Source organism: Mesorhizobium sp. (genome assembly GCF_024509055.1).
Lineage (GTDB): Bacteria > Pseudomonadota > Alphaproteobacteria > Rhizobiales > Rhizobiaceae > Mesorhizobium.
On record NZ_JANINM010000365.1, the window covers coordinates 1 to 19,724 of the forward strand.

Sequence of the window (19,724 nt, forward strand, 5' to 3'; positions counted from 1 at the left end):
TCGGCAACACCGTCGTGCCGCAGGACGTCATCAAGCAGTCCGGCGCCGATATCCTACGGCTTTGGGTGGTGACGACCGACTATTGGGAAGACCAGCGCCTCGGCAAGAATGTGCTGCAGACCAATATCGACGCCTACCGCAAGCTCAGGAACACCATCCGCTGGATGCTGGGTACGCTTGCGCATGACGACGGCGAGACCGTGCCGCTGGAAGCGATGCCGGAACTGGAGCGGCTGATGCTGCACCGGCTGTCCGAGCTCGACGAGGTGGTGCGCCAGGGCTACGACGCCTTCGAGTTCAAGCGCATCACCCGCGCGCTGCTCGACTTCATGGTTGTCGAGCTGTCGGCCTTCTACTTCGACATCCGCAAGGACGCGCTTTACTGCGACGGCCCTTCGAGCCTGCGCCGCAGGGCCGCCGTCCAGGTGGTGCGCCATCTCTTCGAATGCCTGGTGAAGTGGCTGGCGCCGATGCTGCCCTTCACCACGGAAGAGGCTTGGCTCGACCGTCATCCCGGCGCCGTCTCGGTGCATCTCGACCAGTTCCCGGCGATTCCGGAAAACTGGCGCAACGAGGCATTGGCCGAAAAGTGGCGTGAGGTCCGGCAGGTGCGCCGCGTCGTCACCGGCGCGCTCGAGATCGCGCGCGCCGAGAAGCTGATCGGCTCCTCGCTAGAAGCCGTGCCGGTGGTCACCATCGACGATGCAGCGCTTGAAGCTGCGATCGCCGATGTCGACATGGCCGAGATGGCGATCACCAGCGATCTCGTCATCAGGCACGGCAAGGCGCCCGATGGCGCCTTCACGCTGGACGACGTCAAGGGCGTGGCGGTGGTGGTCGAGAAGGCCGAGGATCGCGGTCTCGTCAAATGCGCGCGTTCCTGGCGCTACACCGCCGATGTCGGCCAGGATCCGGAATTCCCGGACGTTTCGGCTCGCGACGCGGCGGTGCTGCATGAGTTGAAGGCGCTTGGTCGGCTTTAGACCCAGTGCATAAATGCCACGCCGGGCGGGATGAGGCCGCCCGTGCGTTGCCCTTAATAAGTGGTTGAGGTAAACACGCGACACTCCGGCAGACAAATTGTCGCCGGATTTCCGTCGCAAGTGCGGGACATTGGGGGTCGCGCCTTAGGCTGGTGGGACCGAAAGGCTGTTAGAGTGGGACTTTTTGGCATGACCGAAAGAACGTTTGCGCGCGCCGCGCTGCTGGCGCCGCTTGTGGCATCGGCCGTGGCGATGTCAGGCTGCATGAGCTCGCCCACATACGGAACCGACAAGACTGCTGCCGCCCAGCTCTTTGACGATGTCTCCGGCGCCGCCTCCATCACGCCCAAGCATCGCGAAGCGATCGACTACAAGCCGCGCCCGGACCTGGTGAAGCCAGGCCCAGGCCAGAAGGAAAATCTGCCGCCGCCGCAGCAGAGCATCGAGACCGCGAGCGCCGACTGGCCCGAATCGCCCGAGGCGCGCCGCGCGCGCATCCGTGCGGACGCCACCGCGCACCAGAACGATCCGAACTATCAGCCTGAGATGGTGGACGACGTTCAGACCGATCCCGAGGCGGTGAAGAAGGCCTTGGCGGATTCGGCTTCCAACCATCCGCCACGCTGGTCGCCGGATGACTCCAACGCCGCCCGCAAGGCCGAGATCCAGCGCCGGCTTGCCGAGCAGAAGCAGGGCGACCCGACCGTCCGCAAATATCTGAGCGAGCCGCCGCTGGCCTATCGCCAGGCCGCCACGACGGCGCCGCAGAACGAGCTCGGCGAGGACGAGTACAAGAAGGAGCGCCGCCTCAAGGCGCAGGCGGAAGGCAAGAAGGGCGGCTGGTTCGACTGGCTCGGCCTGTAACCGCCGCGCCCGTAAGGGCGAAAGTCCTACGCTTCGCGTTTCTCGCGGAAGAAATCCTTGAGGATGAGAGCGGCTTCGCTCTCGCCCAGCCCCGGATAGACATCGGGTGTATGGTGACAGGTGGGCGAGGCAAAGAAGCGCACGCCATTGATCACCGCGCCGCCTTTCTCGTCGGCGGCGCCGAAATAGAGCCTCCGCAGCCTGGCAAAAGAGATGGCGCCGGCGCACATGGCGCAGGGCTCCAGCGTCACGTAGAGGTCTTGGCCAGTCAGGCGCTCGCTGGCGAGCCTGGCGCATGCCTCGCGGATCGCCAACATCTCGGCATGCGCGGTCGGGTCGGCGAGCTCACGCGTGCGATTGCCCGCTCTGGCCACCACGGTGCTGCCACTGGCGATGACCGCGCCGACCGGCACTTCGCCGCGCCTTGCAGCCGCCGCGGCCTCTTCGAGCGCCAGGGCCATGAAATCCGGCCGCTTCACGCGGTTTCCATTCCGATTACTCCTCGCCACCGGGGGGTGATCCTGTTATCTAGCGCATGACCCCGGAAATCGGAATCGGTTTTCGGACAGGAATCATGCACCAAATCAAAGTCCTACAGTGCCTTGCGCGTCCGAACGGATGCGCGGCGCCGTAGCGCAAACGAGCAAAGACCATATGGACGACAACGACAACAAACCGCCGCGCCGCAAAGGCCCTGGCAAAAGCGGGCCGGGAGCCGGCCGCGACAGCAACGCCGTTGAGGGCGGCAACAAGCGCTCCTTCGGCGCCAAGAAGCCATACGTGAAGCGCGAGCGGCCGATGGCCGCGGAAGGCGAACGACCGGCGCGCGACTTCAAGCGCAGCTACAAGCCGCGCGAGGAAGGCGCCGAGCGTGGCGAGAAGCCGTTCCGCAAGGGACCGCCGCGTGAAGGCAAGCCTTTCGAGAAGCGCGAGGGATCGCGCAAGTCCTACACGCCGCGCGGCGACCGGCCGATGGCAGCCGACGGCGGGCGCCGCGATGCCGACGGCCAGGGCCGCGGCTTCAAGCGCAGCTACAAGCCACGTGAAATGGCGACGGGCGAGGGAGCCCAACGCAGCGAAAGGCCGTTCCGCAAAGGCCCGCCGCGCGAAGGCAAGCCCTTCGAGAATCGGGACCGCAAGCCCTACACGCCGCGCGGCGACCGTGCGGCCGATGGCGAACGCGGCGAAAAGCGTTTTGATGGTCCCAGGCGTGACTTCGCCGATCGCCCCAAGCGTGACTTCGCCGAAAGGCCGAAGCGCGACTTCAGCGATCGATCGCCACGCGACCGTGGAAAGCCGGAAGGCGGCTTCAAGCCGCGCCCACGTCCAGCGGACGCTGAACCCGAGGCCGGCGAGCGCATCGCCAAGCGGCTCGCTCGCGCAGGCATCGCCTCGCGCCGCGACGCCGAGGAGCTGATCGCGGCCGGTCGCGTCAAGGTCAACGGCAAGGTACTGGAATCGCCCGCCTTCAATGTCATGGCCGACGACGTCATCCATCTCGACGGCACCGAGATCCCGCCGATCGAGCGCACGCGGCTGTTCCTGTTCCACAAGCCGGCGGGCGTGGTCACCACCAACCGTGATCCTGAAGGCCGCAAGACCGTCTTCGACGTGCTGCCGGCGGACCTTCCCAGGCTGATGACCATCGGTCGCCTCGACATCAACACCGAGGGCCTGCTGCTGCTCACCAATGATGGCGGGCTGTCGCGGGTGCTGGAACTGCCGGCCACCGGCTGGCTGAGGCGCTATCGCGTGCGTGTCCACGGCAAGGTCGAGGAGAGCGCGCTGGCCGGCCTGCGCGAAGGCATCGCGGTCGACGGCGTGTTCTACGGCGCGATCGAGGCATCGCTCGATCGCGAGCAGGGCACCAATGCCTGGCTGACGATCGGACTGCGCGAAGGCAAGAACCGGGAGGTGAAGAACATCCTCGGCGCGCTTGGCCTCGAAGTGACGCGGCTGATCCGCATTTCCTACGGACCGTTCCAACTCGAGGATCTTCCCGAGGGCCATGTGCTGGAGATCAAGGGCCGAGTGCTGCGCGACCAACTCGGCGAACGGCTGATCGAGGAGGCCGGCGCCAATTTCGACGCCGAGATCGCCAAGCCGTTTTCAAACAAGCCGGTGCGGCGCACCGAGCCGCGACGCGAGGAAACGGATCGGCCGAAGGCGACGCGCGAAGGCGATCGCCGGCCGATCGGCGAGGGTGGGCTGATCAAGGCCCGCAAGCGCCGCGAAGGCAGCCGCGACGAGGCGCTGGGCAAGCTCACGACCAAGCCCGACAGGGCGTTTGGTGAGCGCGGTGCGAAACCGGAGCGGAGCTTCGGTGATAAGCCGCGCGGCTTCGCGGCCAAGCCAGGTGGAAAGAAGGGCGAGCGCGAGCAGCGGCCGATCGATCCGCCCGGGCAGCGCAAGGCCAATGTCTGGATGGCGCCGGGCGCGCGCCCGATCGGCAAGGGCAGGGCGGAAGCCGACGCAGCCAGGGCCGCCGAGGCCAAGGCGCGCAAGGCGTCGTTCAAGGCGGGCGGCAAGCTGCAGGGCAAGCCAGGTGCAAAGCCGTTCGGCAAGCCGAGGGGCGAGCGTCCGGAAGGTGGCGGCGACAAGCCGCGTGGCCCGAAGCCGAGGGGTGGCAATGCGGATCGTCGGCGGTGAGTTTCGCGGGCGTCCGCTGGCGACGCCCCGTTCGAACGCCATCCGTCCGACCACCGACCGCACCCGTGAGGCGGTGTTCAACGTCCTGGCGCATCGCCACGCCGAAAAGCTCGAGGGCGGCCGCGTGCTCGATCTCTTCGCCGGCACCGGCGCGCTCGGACTGGAGGCGCTGTCGCGTGGCGCTTCCTACTGCGTCTTCATCGAGGAATCGGCGGAAGGACGTGGCCTGATCCGCGACAATGTCGAGGCCTTCGGGCTAACCGGCCGCACCAAGATCTTCCGCCGCGACGCCACGCATCTGGGCGAAGCCGGCACGCTCTCGGCCTTTGGCCTGGTCTTCGCCGACCCGCCCTACGGCAAGGGACTGGGCGAGCGTGCGCTGCACTCGGCAAAGGCCGGTGGCTGGCTGTTGCCCGGCGCGCTCTGCGTGGTCGAGGAAGCCGCGTCGGCGCCGTTCTCACCCGGCGAGGGCTTTTCCGTGGTGGATGAGCGCGGTTACGGCGAGACCGTCATCCGGTTTATCGAGGTTGGCTGAGGCCGCCTCGAAAATGCCGAACAATTCACTTTGCCTCGTCGGCACAGCTTGCCTATCGTCGCGCAACCGGAACCGGAGAATTTGATGGCATTGACGGCAAAACGGCTGCGCGCTGCAATCCTTGCCGGCACTTTGGCGTTTGTGGCGGCTCCGGTGCGCGCTGCGGACGAAGCCGAGGTCAAGGATTTCCTGCTCGACAACGGCCTGGAGCTGGTCGTCATCCCGGACCACCGCGCCCCCATCGTCACCCACATGGTCTGGTACAAGATCGGCAGCGCGGACGAGCCGCCCGGCAAATCCGGCATCGCTCATTTCTTCGAGCATCTGATGTTCAAGGCCACCACCAACCACGCCGCCGGCGAGTTCGACCGCGCCGTGTCCGACATAGGCGGCTCGAACAACGCCTTCACCTCCTATGACTACACCGCCTTCCACGAGACTGTGCCGCCCTCGGCGCTCGAGCAGATGATGGGCTTCGAGGCCGACCGCATGCGCAACCTGATCCTCACCGACGATGTCATCAAGACCGAGCGTGACGTGATCCTGGAGGAGCGCCGCTCGCGCATCGACAGCAATCCCCAGGCGGTGCTTGAAGAGGAAGTCAGCGCGACGTTGTGGCAGAACCAGCCCTATCGCATCCCTGTGATCGGCTGGATGCAGGAGATGAAACAACTGAACCGCCCCGACGCCAAGGCCTTCTACGATAGCTACTACCGGCCGAACAACGCCGTGGTCGTGGTGGTGGGCGACGTCGACCCCGACGCGGTCAAGGCCATGGCCGAACGGACCTTCGGCAAGGTGGCGCGGGGGCCGGACCTGCGCCCGCGCATCCGCCCGGTCGAGCCCGAGCAAAACACCAAGCGCACGGTGACGCTCACCGACGCGCGCGTCTCGGTGCCGAGCTTTTCGACGCAATGGGTTGTGCCGTCCTATCACACGGCCAGGGACGGCGAGGCCGAGGCGCTCGACCTCCTGGCGGAGATCCTGGGCGGCGGCAACCGCAGCCGGCTCTACCAGCAGCTGGTGGTCAAGCAGGGCATCGCCGCCGATGCAGGAGCCTATTTCCAGGGCACCATGCTCGATGCCACCAACTTCACCGTCTACGGCTCGCCGCGCGGCGATGCCAAGCTCGCCGATGTGGAGGCGGCGGTCGACGCCGAGATCGTGCGCATCGCGAAGGAAGGCGTGACCGACGACGAGCTGGAGCGGGCGAAGAACCGCTACGTCCGCTCGATGATCTTTGCCCGCGACAAGCAGGACGACATGGCCAACATCTATGGCTCGACGCTTGCCACGGGCGGCAACGTCAAGGACGTCCAGGAATGGCCCGACCGCATCCGCAAGGTCACCGCCGACCAGGTCAAGGCCGTCGCTACCCGCTATCTGGTCCTCGACCATTCGACCACCGGCTATCTGTTGCCGCAACAACAGGCGGGGAATTGACGATGAGCCTGGTTTCCGCGCCCCCCGTCCACCGCCATTCGACCGTCTTGGCGCAACGCGCCGATCCAGCCGCGAGTGAAGGCGGCAAGCTCTACCGCGCCTTTGCCACGCTCTGCTTCGCCCTGTTCTTCCTGCTCCTGCCGGCGCTTGCCCGTGCAGAGGTCAACATCCAGGAGGTCAAGTCGAAGAAGGGCGTCACCGCCTGGCTGGTGGAGGATCATTCGATACCGCTGGTCGCCATCCGCTTCGTCTTTGACGGCGGCACCGCGCAGGACCCGGCCGGCAAGGAAGGGCTGGTCAATCTGATGAGCAGTCTGTTCGACGAGGGCGCCGCGAACCTCGACAGCGATGCCTTCCAGCAGAAGCTCGACGATGCCGGGGCCGAGATGAGCTTCGAGCCGGCGCGCGACGGCACCTATGGCTCAATGCGCATGCTGTCCAACGAGAAGGACGAGGCCTTTGGCCTGCTCAAGCTGGCGGTGAACAGTCCGCGTTTCGACCAGGAGCCGATCGACCGCATCCGTTCCCAGTTGCTTTCCGGCATCCTTGCCAACGAGCGCGACCCGAACTCGGTCGCCCAGAAGCGTTGGCTGCGCGCGATCTATGGCGAGCATCCTTACGCCCGCCCGGACGAAGGCACCAAGGAGAGCCTCGCCACGATCACGCCGGAAGACCTCAGGGCCTTCCACAGGGCGAATTTCGCCCGCGGCGGCCTGCATGTCGCGGTGGTGGGCGACATCGACGCCGCCACGCTGAGCGCCAAGCTGGACGAGGTGTTCGGCGACCTGCCGCAAAAGCAGACGCTCGCTCCGGTGGCCGACGTCACGCCGAAGCTCGGCCAGCAGCTGGAGGTGAATTACGACCTGCCGCAGACATCGCTGCAGTTCGCCTGGCCGGGCGTGAAGCGCAGCGATCCGGATTTCTTCGCCGCCGTGCTGATGAACCAGATCCTCGGCGGCTCGACCTTCACCTCGCGGCTTTTCGAGGAGGTGCGCGAGAAACGCGGCCTCGCCTATGGCGTCAGCTCCGACCTCGTCGACCACGAGCATTCCCATGCGTTGCTGGTGACGACGGCGACGCGCTCCGATCGCGCCGCCGAGACACTTTCGATCGTGCGCCAGGTGGTGAAGGACATGGCCGAGAACGGCCCGACCGAGGAGGAACTGGCGGCGACGAAAAGATACCTGACCGGCGCCTATGCCATCAGCAACCTGGATTCTTCCGGTTCCATCGCCGCCACACTGGTCGAGCTGCAGGTGGACGATCTGGGCATCGACTATGTCAAGCGCCGCGCCGCCATCATCGACGCGGTGACGCTTGACCAGGTAAAGGCCGCCGCGAAGAGGCTCCTCTCCGCCGAGCCCGCCATCATGATTGTCGGCCCGCCGCTTGCCCAGCCCGCGGGGGGCGGCAAGGGATGAGCCCGGCCGCCGGCCCCACCTTCGGCGTGGCCTTCGGCGGCGGCGGCGCGCGCGGGCTTGCCCATATCCACGCCATCGAGGCGCTGGACGAGCTCGGCATCAGGCCGGTGGCGATCGCCGGCTCCTCCATCGGCGCCATCATGGGCGCTGGCATGGCCTCGGGCATGACCGGCGCCGAGATCGGCGGCTATGCCCGTTCGATCCTCGGCAGCCGCGCCGAGGTGGCCTCGCGCATGTGGCGGTCGCGGCCAGGCACGATCGCCGAAGCCATGCAGGGCGGCATCCGCGTCAGCCAGTTCAACATCGAGCGCATCCTCAAGGCCTTCTTGCCCGAGGCCATCCCCGAGACATTCGAAGAGCTGAAGATACCGCTGAAGGTGACGGCGACCGACTATTTCGGCCACAAGCTCGCGGTCTTCTCCGAAGGTGAGCTGCATTCGGCGCTTGCCGCTTCCGCCGCCATCCCGGCGGTTTTCCGTCCGGTGACGCGCGACGATCGCGTGCTGATCGACGGCGGCATCTACAATCCCGTGCCCTTCGACCTCATCGAGAAAGATGCCGACATCATCATCGCCATCGACGTGGTTGGGGCGCCGAGCGAGGTCGAGCGCAAGCATCCGACCACGGTCGACCTGATGTACGGCGCCACGCAGCTGATGATGCAGTCGATCATCGCCAACAAGCTCAGGCAGCATCCGCCCGATATCCTGATCCGACCGGCGGTTTCGAAATACCGAGTGCTCGATTTCCTCAAGATCGAGCCGCTGATGTCTGAGACGGTCGAGGTCAAGGACGAGCTGAAACGCGCCATCGAGAAGGCGGTCGAGGGCTTGAACGGCAAGCGCGGCAAGAAGACGGTCTGATTCCGGGAAGATCGGATCGCAGGCGCGGCGCTTTGCGCGCGAGGCCGATCTGTCCCCAACGTGCCGGCTCAGTCCACCGGCTTGCTGTCCGCCGTAGGGTTGCCGAGATCGTCCGTCGGCAGGAACTGGTGTTCGAACGCCGCGAAATAGCCGGCCCATTTTTCGCTCGATGTTGCAAACAGCACGGCGCCGTCCTGCCAGACATCGTTGTGGTCGTTGCGGTCGTCGCCTTGCCGGTGCGCGAACTGCCCGCCCTTCGAACCCTGATTCATATGCGTGTCATGGATGCCGTCGCCCTCGGAATAGAAGCGCCCGAAGACATAGACATCCCATCCCGCCTGCGCCGCCTGCTGCAGCAGACGGTTCATCGATGCCACAGGCTCCGGATGCAGGCTGCCGTCCATGGGATCGCTCAGCCTCCAGCCGCCCGTGCCCGCGAGGATGTCGGAGCGCATGAAATCCAGGGCGGGAAGCGATTGCCTGCCGGTCAGCTCGTTCTTGCCCGCCGGCATGCTCGCCAGGGTTTCGATGAGCGGGTGCTGGAAATCGAACACCAGCTTGTATTGCAGAAGATCGTCGGAATCGTCCGTCCCGACATTTATCGCCGCGTCCCAGGTCGCGCCGCCGACATCCAGCGGGACATGCAGATGGTACTGCATCTCGCGTCCGGCCGGCTTCGATTTGAGCACCGGAGCGCCGCTGATTCTGACCTTGGCGAAACCGTAGCTGAGGGACATGGGTGGATACCTCGGGCTTAAGACATTCCAACCGAGAGCTCGTGGTCGCCCGGGTCTTCGGGCCACGGTCCCTGTATCGTCCCATGCCCTGAGAGCGCAGGCAATGGGTTCCTCGGTGGTTTCGCTCCCTGCCAATCGGCTCCGGCCGCCCATCCCGCTTGCGCGCACACCGGCCGTCGCATCTATCTCCTTGTTTCGATGTGGTTCCCGACGGAAAACCGTTCACACTCTTGGCGGAATTGCTCTAATCTCGCGCGCCATCGAAGAACCCGAGACAGCATGAGCAAGCTTCTTTTTACCCGCGTTCCCTTCAACCCTGTTTCGCTCGGGCTGGTGTGCAATTTCATCGCGCACTATCCGCCTTTCGACGGTTACGAGTTCGGGCAGATGGTGAAGTCCCTGCGCTACCAGATCGAGCAGCAGACACATCTGATTGGTTCAATCGACGACGCGATCGTCGCTTACGTCGGCTGGGTCGTGACCAGCCGGGAGATTGCCGAGACATGGGTCGCGAACAAAGGCCCGCTCAATCCTGATCCAGGCGGCACCGCCATTGCCACGACGGTGATGGCGACGCGCTCGTCCTCGCACATCCTGCCGCTGATCAAGGAGGCAAAACTGCTCAATCTCGACAAGTCGGTCTACTGGAAGCGCGATTTCATCGACGCTCGCGGCGCCATGAAGCGCGCCGTGCGCAAGCGGGACGCGTGATGGATCGGGCCGCGTCCCCCGAGGCGCTTACCCAGGAAATCCTGATCCGTCTTGGCGACCGCTATGCCTCGATGTTCGTGCGCATCTGGCAGCCGGCCGGCACGCCGCGTGGCAGTGTCTTCTGCCTCCACGGCTTTACGGGCAACGGCGCCGATTTCGATTATCTGGCGGCGTTCCTCTGCCGTAACGGCTATCTGGTTGTTTGCCCGGACCTGCTCGGGCGAGGTCGCAGCGCCTACCTTGGTGGGGGATATGACACCAATCTCTATTCCAGGTGCTTGCACGCACTCGGTCAGTTTGCCGGCAAGGAGAACCATTTCATCGGTACCTCATGGGGCGGACTGATCCTGACCCTATTCCTCTACGCGAACCGGAGCCGCGTCGATCGGATAGTTCTCAATGACGTTCCGCTGATTGGCGGGCCGAAGGTCGACGCGTTGAGGGACGCGGTCATCCAGGAAAGCAAGCTCACTTTCCAGACGAGCGCGGCGGCGAGGGACCATCTGCGTGCCGCAAACTCTCGCATGGGGCAGGTCGAACAGGGGACTTTCGACAGTTTCATCGAGAACAGGATTGCCTCGACCCCGGGTGGCTTTCGGCTTGCCTACGACCCTGCCACGACCGGCAATTTCGAGGCCATGACAGGTCGAGAGTATGATCTGTTTCCCATGATGGCCAAGCTCGACGCCAGGATTCTGCTCATGTACGGCCGTGAGGGCGAGTTGATCGAGGAGAGCGCCTTGGAACGAACCCGTCGTGCCCGACCCGATCTGTGCGTCGTCCAAACCACTGACGCCGGCAATCCGCCGTCGCTGATGACGCCCGATCAGGCGTTTCTGGTGCTTGGCTTTCTCTCCGCCGTTTGAACGGAGCCGGTCGTGGCGGGTTCGGAAATGTGTTTCGACGACTTGTACAGCAAAGTGCTGTCGTCCGCCTTGGATCGTGACGGGCCGGCTAGAAATCCGGCCAAGATCTTGGTCTGCACGACGCCGCGGACTGCCGGGCACACCTATTGTCAGGTCTTGCAGCAAATCGGACTGGGTATACCGACCGAATATTTCCAGTGGCAATATGCCCTACCGCTAATGCAGCGCTGGTCGTCCGATGGGACTATCAGCCGAGAAAGGCTCGACCGTGAGGCAGCCGACTATGGTCGCCATCTCCTGGCAAAACGGTCGGTCGGCGGAGTGTTTGCGGCGAAGCTCTTCCACCAGAACCTGGACTTCGCCAATCGCTCAATCGGCCCCGACGATGCCAATTCCTTCTACGTTTTCCTGTTCAGGCGGAACAAGGTGGAACAGACCGTGAGCTTGCTTTCTGTGCTCTATACGGGGCAACCGTTCGACAGTGATGGGGTGCTGCCTGGAATTCCGACACTGAACACCATAAGCGAGAAAGCCGTCCGCGATATGGTGCTCCATATCGCCAGCCGTGGCGCCAGTTGGCGGAGTTACTTGGCGACCATCGATCCACGAAGGGTTGCCTGCGTGGCCTGCGAGGATTTCGTCGCCAGTCCATACGAAAATGCGCGCACGACTATGCGCAACTGGTTCCCTACGCTCGAACTCGAGACAAGCGCCGCCGCCACGGGCAGCCGTTATCGAAATGATGTCGCCGTGAAGACGATCATCGCGAGGCAATTCGGGGGCTTGATCCGGGAGCTGTGGCGCGACATACCGGACGAAATGAACGAACGCCCGTCAGCGCCGTGAGACCGTGACGGACATGCCACTCGCGGGACGCAGCGCCAGCGCATAGTCGAAGCGGATGATGTCGTCGGTGCGGGCGAACGCGAACTGCCGCACCACGGCTCGAACGGCTTGCTCCACTTCGAGGCGGCCGAGCCGCGCGCCTCCGCACATCCGCGGTCCCGTCAGGAATGGGATGAACGCGCGCCGATCGTAACTGTTGTCGATGAACTCCTTGCGGCTTGCGTCGAAGGTCCTCGGGTCTGCCCAGAATTCGGGATGCTGGTGCACGCCGACGACAGACAGCATGATAAGCTGTCCGGCCCGCAACGCCCTGCCGTCGAGAATCGTATCGTTGCTCACCTCGCGAGTCAGGAACGGTATGGGCGGGAAATAGCGCATTGTTTCGTTGATGAAGCAGTCGGTGAACGGCGTTTCGGCCTTCGCACCAGCCACCTCGTCGTGGATGCGTTCCTGCACCTTCTGATTCGCGCCGAGCCGGTCGATCACCCAAAGCACCGTCGTCACGGTCGTCTCGACGCCAGCGAAGAGGTTCATCACGAACTCTTCGATTGGCGAAAAGCCATCGATATCGCCTGCCTTCTCGGCGAAGCGTGCCATTTCTGCCGCCGCCCGAGGGTCTGCCATCAGTTGCGAACCGAAATCCGCAATGATCGCGCGCGCATCGTCGATGGCGCTGTTGCGTTCGTCATTGGTTGGCGTGACCCAGGAGAAATACTGCAAGCGTCGCAGCACATCGCGCACCCGGTCGAGCAGCGCTGCAGTCGGCGGAGCCTCCGCGACCAGCCCGAACGCCCGATAGAAGACATCCATGGCGCCGGTGAAGAGCGCCTGCTGAATGCCGGCGAGCGAGGTTTCGCAACCTGCAAGACGGGCGCTGAAGATCTCAGACACGCCTTGCTTATGAGCAGGCTTGGCCGCCGCGAGATAGCGGTCCTGCGTGATCGCACGCCTGGTGGCCCATTCCTCGTCATTGGTGTTGAAGCGGCTGAAGCCGAGGGCCGAGATCAATGAAAAGTTCTTGCGGAACAGGGCAGGGGCCTTGGCGATCCGGTCGACGGCGTCGGGGTGGTCGAAGACGACGAGATTGCCGACTTCAGCGGCCGCGCCCGCCAGTCCGCTCCGGGCAAAAAGCGAGTAGGCGAGACTGTTGAGAACGCCTTCGATATGTGACGGATTGTCCACGATGTTCCTGTCCGCTGTCGTCTAACCATCTCTACCCATTACGCTTTTGGCGACTGTGGCAAAGAAGTTACACTCGCACGGCAAAGTTGCCGACGCTGCCTCCCGGCAATATGACGTTATGTCAGTTCCTGCAATATTGGCGCGGGCAAGAATCTGGGTGGGAATTGGCATGCGGGCTCAAGTATCGGGTAAGTTATTGGCGACTGTCGCGGCCTCGGCCGCCACGGTGACATCGACCGGCGTTGTCGCCGCGCATGCCACGGATGGGCAGGCGCCAGATCAGACGGTCATCGATTCGCGCATCAAGATCGCTTTCGAAGGCTCCTTCTTTCGAAACGAACTCCATGACGGCGACAAGATCGGACGTACGCCCGACAAGCTCGGGAACAGCAAGGCTGGTTTCAACGGGGCCGTTTCGTTGACCAAGCAGATTTCTCCGGATTTGGATTGGCGCCTCGCTGGAGCCTTTCATACCGGAAGGGATTGGTCAGAGGGCGGCAGCTTCACCGGGAATACTGGGACGAATAGTGCTTCGATCAGTCACGGCTTCAACTTTCAGACATTCGATTTCGATGTGGGCAAGCGCGTCAAGGTGCAGTCGGCAGACATCCGTTTTTTTGGCGGTCTGCGTCTCCTGCACGCCGATCAAACGTTTTCGGATTTTTCCACAAGCTTTACCCCTACCAATCCAACTGCCGAGGGCGAAACCTTCGACAAACTCGGCAACTCCGAATTTTGGGGCGTCGGTCCGCGTGTCGGCGCCGAAGCCTATTATCCCATTGGCGAAACTTGGGGATTGAGTGGCTCGGTTGCAGGCTCCGTCATGTGGGGCCGCCGTGAAGACTATACTTCAGTGACTCTCGCGACCACGAATCCCAACTTCCGAGAGAGCGAGAATAATAGTCAGCACGCTAGCGAGACGGTTTCCAATGTCGAAGCTTCGGCCGGACTGAGCTGGACGCCGGTCACGAACACCACCTTTACGGCGGGTTACAAGATCGAGCAGTGGCACAACCTGATCGTAAACGCGAACCAGAAGAACCAGACTTTCGACGGCCCGTTCATACGCATCGAAATGAAGATGTGACGGCGGCTGGCGGAAAGTGAGTTCGGGGGCAGTTTTCGAATCCCGCTTCGCGTCGAACGGGAACGTCAAACTGCACTACATCGCGGCGGGCTCCGGCCCGCCGATCGTTTTTCTGCACGGTTTTCCCGACCATGGTCTCGGTTGGCGCAACCAGATCGAAGCCCTGTGTGGCAGCTTCCGGGTGCTGGCGCCGGATCTGCGCGGCTTCGGGCAAAGCGATGCGCCGCAAGGGCATGCCCACTATCTGATGCTGCCGCATCTGGTCGAGGACGTGGTGGCAGTGCTTGTGGCGGAACAAGTTTCGCAAGCTTCGGTCGTTGGCCACGACTGGGGAGGTCTGATCGCGTGGTGGCTGGCCATGCGCGTACCGCAAGCGGTGCGCCATCTGGTTGTCCTGTCGACGCCACACCCTCGAAACTATCTTCGCGCGTTAGCCGATCCGGCCAATGCCGGTTACTTCGCCTATATGCGTCTGTTCCAGGAGGCCGGCGTGGCCGCCTTGCCGGCGCCGGACGAACTTGCCTCATGGGTCGCCGATGAGGCCGACAGGCAGGCGCTCGAAGCGTCGCTCCGCCGTTCCGATCCGGAGGCGATGCTCGGTTACTACCGGGCCAACATCCCACTGGGCAGGGTGCCGGATATCGGTCAATTGCCTTTGATCAAGGCGCCGACGCTGGCGATATTCGGAACCCACGATCCCTATGTCCCGGCCAGCGCCTTCGACGACACCTTCCGTGAAGTTGACAACATCACGTCCCTGATATCGCTGCCCGGTGCCGGCCACTTCATCCATCACCAGGCTGCCGGTTTCGTCACCCGCGAGATCGAAAACTGGGTGTCGCGACCGCCATCTAGTTTTCGCGTTATGGGGTAGGTCGCGGGTGAAAGCTTGGCGCGGCGCACTTGCAGTGGGTGCGCGGGGGGCCCGTCAGGGTCGTATGCGAAGGACAACGTCGAGCCGCTTTGCGAAGCCGCGTTGCGCCGGGTTAGCCGCCTGAACTCGTGATCCCCCCTTGCATTTGTATCCATCTTCATCTTAATCTCGGTGTGAGAAAACCTTTTCCCAAATCGACCTGCGTGCGCGGACCTCACCAATCGTCACTTCGCAGGAAAGTTTGAGAAAACCTTTTCCCAGCTAAGGATTCGCCGCGCGACATGTCTTCCGACGCCTCGACAGTCCCAGCCAAGACGCCGGTCACCCTCCGGGAGGTGGCGGCGGCGGCCGGCGTCAGTGTGGCGACTGCTTCAAAGGCGCTGAACGGGCAGGGGCGCATGACCGCCGAGACCCGCGAGCGTATCCGCGATGTGGCGCAGCGGCTCGGCTTCAGGCCGAACAGCCTGGCGCAGAGCCTGCTGAGACGGCGCAGCTTCACCGTCGGGCTGCTTACCAACGATACCTACGGCCGTTTCTCGCTGCCGCTCATGGCTGGCGTTTCGGATGCGCTGGTCGACAATGGCGTGTCGGTCTTCCTCTGCAATGTCGAGGACGACCAGCGACTCGGCCAGCTTCATGTCGAGGCCATGCTCGACAAGCGCGTCGATGGCATCATCGCAACCGGCAAGCGCATCGATCGCCATCTGCCGGTCGATCTCTCCGATCTGCGCGTGCCCGTCGTCTATGCCTTCACCCAGCCCGACCCCGGTGCGGTTGGCCTCGTTTCCGACGACGCCGGCGGGGCGCGGCTTGCGGTCGAGCATTTCTGCCGACTGGGCCGCCGTCGCATCGCGCATGTCACCGGCCCGGCCGGCTTCGAGGTCGTGCACACGCGCGCCGACGCCTATCGCGCAGTGCTTCAGGAGAACAACCTTGCCGTCAGCGAGCCGCTGCTCGGCGCGTGGTCGGAAGCCTGGGGGCACGAGGCGGTCGGCAGGCTGTTCGGCAAGGCGGGCAGGGAAGGGTGGCCGGACGCCATCTTCTGCGGCAACGACCAGATCGCCCGCGGCGTCATCGACGCGCTGCGCGAACGCGGCATCCGCGTGCCAGACGATGTCGGCGTCATCGGCTTCGACAATTGGGAAATCGTGGCCGAGGCGACGCGCCCGCCGCTCACGTCCGTCGACATGAACCTGGCGACGCTCGGTCGCGAGGCCGGGCTCGCGCTGCTTTCGCTCGTGGGCGGCCAGAAGGCCGCGCCGGGCATCCGGAAACTGCCGTGCCGGCTGGTGGTGCGTCAGTCATGCGGCCGTCCACCGGGCGGTTGAGTGGTCAAAGCAAAAAGACCTGGCTGCCCGAACCCGCCGGGCAGTGCGGTCGAACAGGGAGGAGAACCATGAGGAGGAAGATCGTGAAGACCATGCTTGCCAGCCTGGCGCTTGCCGCCGCCGTGATCGGGGGAGGCCTGCAGGCGGCGTTCGCCGAGACCGCCAACATCTGGGTGCGCGCCGACGGCTCGAATTTCATGCCGCGCATCGTCGATGCCTTCAACAAGGCGCATAAGGACCAGATCAAGCTCGACATCATCCCCAATGCCGAGATCATCCCGAAATACGGCGCTGCGGCCGCTGGCGGCACCGCGCCCGACGCGCTCTCGCTCGACCTGATCTATACGCCCTCCTTCGCCGCCGCCGGCCAGCTCGAGGACATCACCGACTGGGCGAAATCCTTGCCCTATTTCGCCAGCCTCTCGCCGGCGCATGTGAAGACCGGCACCTACAAGGACCACATCTACGGCCTGCCGTTCTCGGCCGACGCCTCGGTGCTGATCTGGAACAAGAAGCTGTTCAAGCAGGCCGGGCTCGACCCTGAAAAGGGCCCGGCCAACTGGGCCGAGATCGAGGCCGATGCCGAGAAGGTCAATGCGCTCGGCGGCGACATCAAGGGCTTCTACTTCTCCGGCAATTGCGGCGGCTGCAACATCTTCACCTTCACGCCGCTGATCTGGGCCTCGGGCGGCGATATCCTCTCCGAGGACGGCTCCAAGGCGACGCTGGATAGCCCGCAGCTGCGTGGCGCGATCGACCTCTACCGCTCCATGGTGAAGAAGGGCCTCGTGCCCGAGGGCGCGCAGACCGACACCGGCGCCAACTTCTTCGCCGCCTTTGCCGGCGGCAAGATCGGCATCACGCCGTCCGGCGCCTTCGCCATCGGCGCGCTCAACACCCAGTATCCCGATATCGACTATGGCATCACCTTCCTGCCGGGCAAGGATGGCGGCTGGTCGTCCTTTGCGGGCGGCGACAATTTCGTCGTCACCAAGGGCACCAAGAAGATCGAGGTGGTGAAGGAGTTCCTCGACTTCGCCTATTCGCTGGAAGGCCAGACGATCCTCGCCAAATATGGCAGCCTGCCGGTGCGCAACGACATCGCCAAGGAAGCGCTCAAGGATCTCGACCCGCGCTACCAGGTGGCGGCCGAGGCGATGGCCAAGGGCAAGACCCCCTATACGGTAGTGTTCAACGACCTGATCAACTCCGCAAACGGCCCGTGGACGCAGATGGTCAACGAAGTGTTCTTCGGCGACGATGTCGACGGCGCCATCAAGAACGCGCAGGACACCATGCAGTCGATCATCGACCAGGCGCCGAACAAGTAGACACCAGGGCTTGTTGGCGGTGGAGATGGCGCAACGTTTCACCGCTAGGGCTCTGACCGGCCGCCCGCACAATCTCCCTGGTCGGGCGGCCGGACGTTGCATCCGGGACGGTAGGACTATCGCGTTGAGAAAGCTTACTCGCCAGCATCGCCAACTTGAGGCGCCGCGAGGTTCGCTCCGCCTTCTCCCACAGGGGGAGAAGGGGGAGTGAAACCGTGACCGCCATCACCGCTACCTCCGCTCTCGCCAAACCTCGCACCAGCATCAGCCTGCGGCAATGGGTGGGGCTGCTCTACGTTGCCCCGGCCGTAGCCTTCGTCGTTGTCTTCTTCGTCATCCCCCTCGGCATGACGGCATGGATGTCGCTGCACAACTGGCCGCTGATGGGCCAGCATTCCTTCATCGGCCTCGAAAACTACTTCGCGATCCTGCGCGACACCAGGTTTTGGAACGCGCTCAGGTTCACCGGCTACTACACGGTGGTGGTCACCATCGCGATTTTCGCCGTCGCCTTTCCACTGGCGATCTTCATCGAAAGGCCGCGCCCGCTCAACAACCTCTACCGCACGGCCTTCTTCATGCCGGCGGTGGTCGGTTTTGCCTCGGCAAGCCTGCTCTGGTCGTGGCTCCTGAATGTCGATTCCGGCCTGTTCAGCCCGGCCGCCTTCGACCTCGGCCTGACCGAAAGGAAGGTCAACCTTCTGGCTACCTTCCAGCCGGCCTTCTGGTCGATCATCGCCATGGTGGTCTGGAAGGTTGCCGGCTTCACCATGATCATCCTGATGACCGGCCTGCAATCGATCCCGCAGGACCTGCAGGAGGCCGCCGTCATCGACGGGGCAGGGCCTTTCGCCCGCTTCAGGGCGATCACCTTGCCGCTGATGCGCCGCACCCTGGCGCTGGCGCTGATACTGTCGGTTTCGGGCTCCGTCCTTGCCTTCGACCAGTTCTACATCATCCTGCGCGGCGGCCCGCGCAACCAGACGCTGACCGCAGTCTACTGGATCTTCAACCAGTCCTTCGTGTCGTTCAAGCTAGGCTACGGCGCGGCGCTCTCCATGGTGCTTCTCGCCATCCTGGTGGCGCTAAGCCTCATCCAGCTATGGCTGCTGCGCAAGCCCGAGGGGCTCGACTGATGACCGGCGCGATGTCCAACAGTCGCAAAGCGGCCTTCAGCTTCGCCAGGCATTCGACCGGCATCATCGCCTCGGTCCTGTTCCTGGCGCCGATTGTGTGGACCGTGCTGTCGACCTTCAAGCCGGCGCAGGAGGCGCGCCAGCCGCCATTGCCGCCATGGCCGACCACCGGCTTTTCGCTGGAGAACTACGCGACCCTGAACAGTTTCGGCGACGGTCTCTGGGCCTCGGCGCAAAACAGCATCTACGTCTCGCTTATGACGGTGCTCCTGTCAGTGCTGGTCAGCGTGCTTGCCGGCTATGGCTTCTCGCGCTTCCGCTTTCCGTTCAGGGATTTCTTCTTCGTCCTCATCCTGTCGACGATCATGATCCCGTTCCAGTCGATCCTGACGCCGATCTTCCTGGTGCTGACCTGGCTTGGCCTCCACAACACGTTGACCGGGTTGGTCTGCGTCTATGTCACGCTGCAGCTGCCGTTCTCGATCTTCATGATGCGCAACGCCTTCGACGCCGTGCCGCGCGAAATCGAGGAGGCCGCGCGCATGGACGGCGCCAACAACGTCACCATGCTGGTGAAGGTGATGCTGCCTTTGGTCTGGCCGGGTGTCGTCACCATCGCGCTGTTCGCCTTCCTCGGCGCCTGGAACGAGTTCCTGGCGGCGCTCGTGCTGATGACCGACCAGTCCAAGTTCACGTTGCCGGTGATGATGACGGCGCTCCAGTCCGGCCGCTTTGGCGCCATCGACTGGGGCGCGGTGCAGGCGGGAGTCACCGTGATGATGGTGCCCTGCCTGATCCTCTTCCTGGTGCTGCAGCGCTTCTACATCCGCGGCCTGATGGCCGGGGCCGTCAAATAATCTCGCGCATT

The 19,724-nt window shown here is 64.0% G+C and carries 19 protein-coding genes; 16 read left to right on the plus strand and 3 right to left on the minus strand.

Annotation, left to right across the window (positions count from 1 at the left end; all coding sequences use genetic code 11):
* Both Q0L57_RS15890 and Q0L57_RS15895 read left to right on the plus strand, forming a co-directional pair.
* Positions 1-983 (plus strand): class I tRNA ligase family protein (locus Q0L57_RS15890; protein WP_296744103.1); only part of this gene is annotated, 983 nt, incomplete at its 5' end.
* A gap of 189 nt (positions 984-1,172) precedes the next feature.
* Positions 1,173-1,847: a hypothetical protein gene (locus Q0L57_RS15895; protein ID WP_296744104.1), complete on the plus strand. Its 675-nt coding sequence runs from the start codon at positions 1,173-1,175 to the stop codon at positions 1,845-1,847.
* Between the two features lie 26 nt (positions 1,848-1,873).
* On the opposite strand, the gene Q0L57_RS15900 is transcribed toward Q0L57_RS15895, so the two are convergent.
* Positions 1,874-2,326 carry a nucleoside deaminase gene (locus Q0L57_RS15900; protein ID WP_296744105.1) on the minus strand — a complete coding sequence of 151 codons (453 nt, stop codon included), beginning with the start codon at positions 2,324-2,326 and terminating at the stop codon, positions 1,874-1,876.
* A 175-nt stretch (positions 2,327-2,501) separates the two neighbouring features.
* On the opposite strand from Q0L57_RS15900, the gene Q0L57_RS15905 reads away from it, so the two are divergent.
* The 5 genes from Q0L57_RS15905 to Q0L57_RS15925 all read left to right on the plus strand — a co-directional run bounded on the left by Q0L57_RS15905 (position 2,502) and on the right by Q0L57_RS15925 (position 8,758).
* Positions 2,502-4,496, plus strand: a complete 1,995-nt coding sequence (locus tag Q0L57_RS15905; RefSeq protein WP_296744106.1) for a pseudouridine synthase — start codon at positions 2,502-2,504, stop codon at positions 4,494-4,496.
* A complete protein-coding gene (gene rsmD / locus Q0L57_RS15910) occupies positions 4,477-5,031 on the plus strand; it encodes a 16S rRNA (guanine(966)-N(2))-methyltransferase RsmD (RefSeq protein WP_296744107.1) in 555 nt (184 codons plus the stop codon). The genes Q0L57_RS15905 and rsmD overlap by 20 nt, the downstream gene beginning before the upstream one ends.
* Positions 5,032-5,115: 84 nt before the next feature.
* Entirely contained in the window at positions 5,116-6,474 is a 1,359-nt protein-coding gene (locus Q0L57_RS15915; protein WP_296744108.1) for a pitrilysin family protein, read from the plus strand.
* Between the two features lie 2 nt (positions 6,475-6,476).
* Positions 6,477-7,895: a pitrilysin family protein gene (locus Q0L57_RS15920; RefSeq protein ID WP_296744109.1), complete on the plus strand. Its 1,419-nt coding sequence runs from the start codon at positions 6,477-6,479 to the stop codon at positions 7,893-7,895.
* Positions 7,892-8,758, plus strand: a complete 867-nt coding sequence (locus tag Q0L57_RS15925; protein WP_296744110.1) for a patatin-like phospholipase family protein — start codon at positions 7,892-7,894, stop codon at positions 8,756-8,758. Before Q0L57_RS15920 ends, Q0L57_RS15925 begins: the two co-directional genes overlap by 4 nt.
* Positions 8,759-8,826: 68 nt before the next feature.
* Here Q0L57_RS15925 and Q0L57_RS15930 read toward each other — a convergent pair whose 3' ends face one another.
* Entirely contained in the window at positions 8,827-9,495 is a 669-nt protein-coding gene (locus Q0L57_RS15930; RefSeq protein WP_296744111.1) for a DUF2278 family protein, read from the minus strand.
* A gap of 279 nt (positions 9,496-9,774) precedes the next feature.
* On the opposite strand from Q0L57_RS15930, the gene Q0L57_RS15935 reads away from it, so the two are divergent.
* Genes Q0L57_RS15935 through Q0L57_RS15945 form a run of 3 tightly spaced genes read left to right on the plus strand, consistent with a single transcriptional unit; the run spans position 9,775 to position 11,918 of the window.
* Entirely contained in the window at positions 9,775-10,206 is a 432-nt protein-coding gene (locus tag Q0L57_RS15935; protein ID WP_296744112.1) for a hypothetical protein, read from the plus strand.
* A complete protein-coding gene (locus tag Q0L57_RS15940) occupies positions 10,206-11,072 on the plus strand; it encodes an alpha/beta fold hydrolase (protein WP_296744113.1) in 867 nt (288 codons plus the stop codon). Before Q0L57_RS15935 ends, Q0L57_RS15940 begins: the two co-directional genes overlap by 1 nt.
* Positions 11,073-11,084: 12 nt before the next feature.
* Entirely contained in the window at positions 11,085-11,918 is an 834-nt protein-coding gene (locus Q0L57_RS15945; protein WP_296744114.1) for a hypothetical protein, read from the plus strand.
* On the opposite strand, the gene Q0L57_RS15950 is transcribed toward Q0L57_RS15945, so the two are convergent.
* On the minus strand, positions 11,907-13,100 hold the full coding sequence (locus tag Q0L57_RS15950; protein WP_296744115.1) for a cytochrome P450: 1,194 nt from the start codon (positions 13,098-13,100) through the stop codon (positions 11,907-11,909). The two genes, Q0L57_RS15945 and Q0L57_RS15950, sit on opposite strands and share 12 nt — an antisense overlap.
* A 169-nt stretch (positions 13,101-13,269) precedes the next feature.
* Between Q0L57_RS15950 and Q0L57_RS15955 the strand changes: the two genes are divergently transcribed.
* The 6 genes from Q0L57_RS15955 (at position 13,270) to Q0L57_RS15980 (ending at position 19,713) form a co-directional block, all read left to right on the plus strand.
* On the plus strand, positions 13,270-14,187 hold the full coding sequence (locus Q0L57_RS15955; protein ID WP_296744116.1) for an Lpg1974 family pore-forming outer membrane protein: 918 nt from the start codon (positions 13,270-13,272) through the stop codon (positions 14,185-14,187).
* Positions 14,188-14,203: 16 nt separating this feature from the next.
* Entirely contained in the window at positions 14,204-15,061 is an 858-nt protein-coding gene (locus Q0L57_RS15960; protein WP_296744117.1) for an alpha/beta hydrolase, read from the plus strand.
* Positions 15,062-15,342: 281 nt separating this feature from the next.
* Positions 15,343-16,389 (plus strand): LacI family DNA-binding transcriptional regulator, encoded by a 1,047-nt coding sequence (locus Q0L57_RS15965; RefSeq protein WP_296744118.1) that lies wholly within the window; start codon positions 15,343-15,345, stop codon positions 16,387-16,389.
* Positions 16,390-16,472: 83 nt separating this feature from the next.
* A complete protein-coding gene (locus tag Q0L57_RS15970; protein ID WP_296744128.1) occupies positions 16,473-17,720 on the plus strand; it encodes a sugar ABC transporter substrate-binding protein in 1,248 nt (415 codons plus the stop codon).
* A gap of 215 nt (positions 17,721-17,935) precedes the next feature.
* A complete protein-coding gene (locus Q0L57_RS15975; RefSeq protein WP_296744119.1) occupies positions 17,936-18,856 on the plus strand; it encodes a carbohydrate ABC transporter permease in 921 nt (306 codons plus the stop codon).
* Complete coding sequence (locus Q0L57_RS15980) at positions 18,856-19,713, plus strand: carbohydrate ABC transporter permease (protein WP_296744120.1); 858 nt, start codon at positions 18,856-18,858, stop codon at positions 19,711-19,713. The genes Q0L57_RS15975 and Q0L57_RS15980 overlap by 1 nt, the downstream gene beginning before the upstream one ends.
* Positions 19,714-19,724 lie beyond the last annotated feature (11 nt).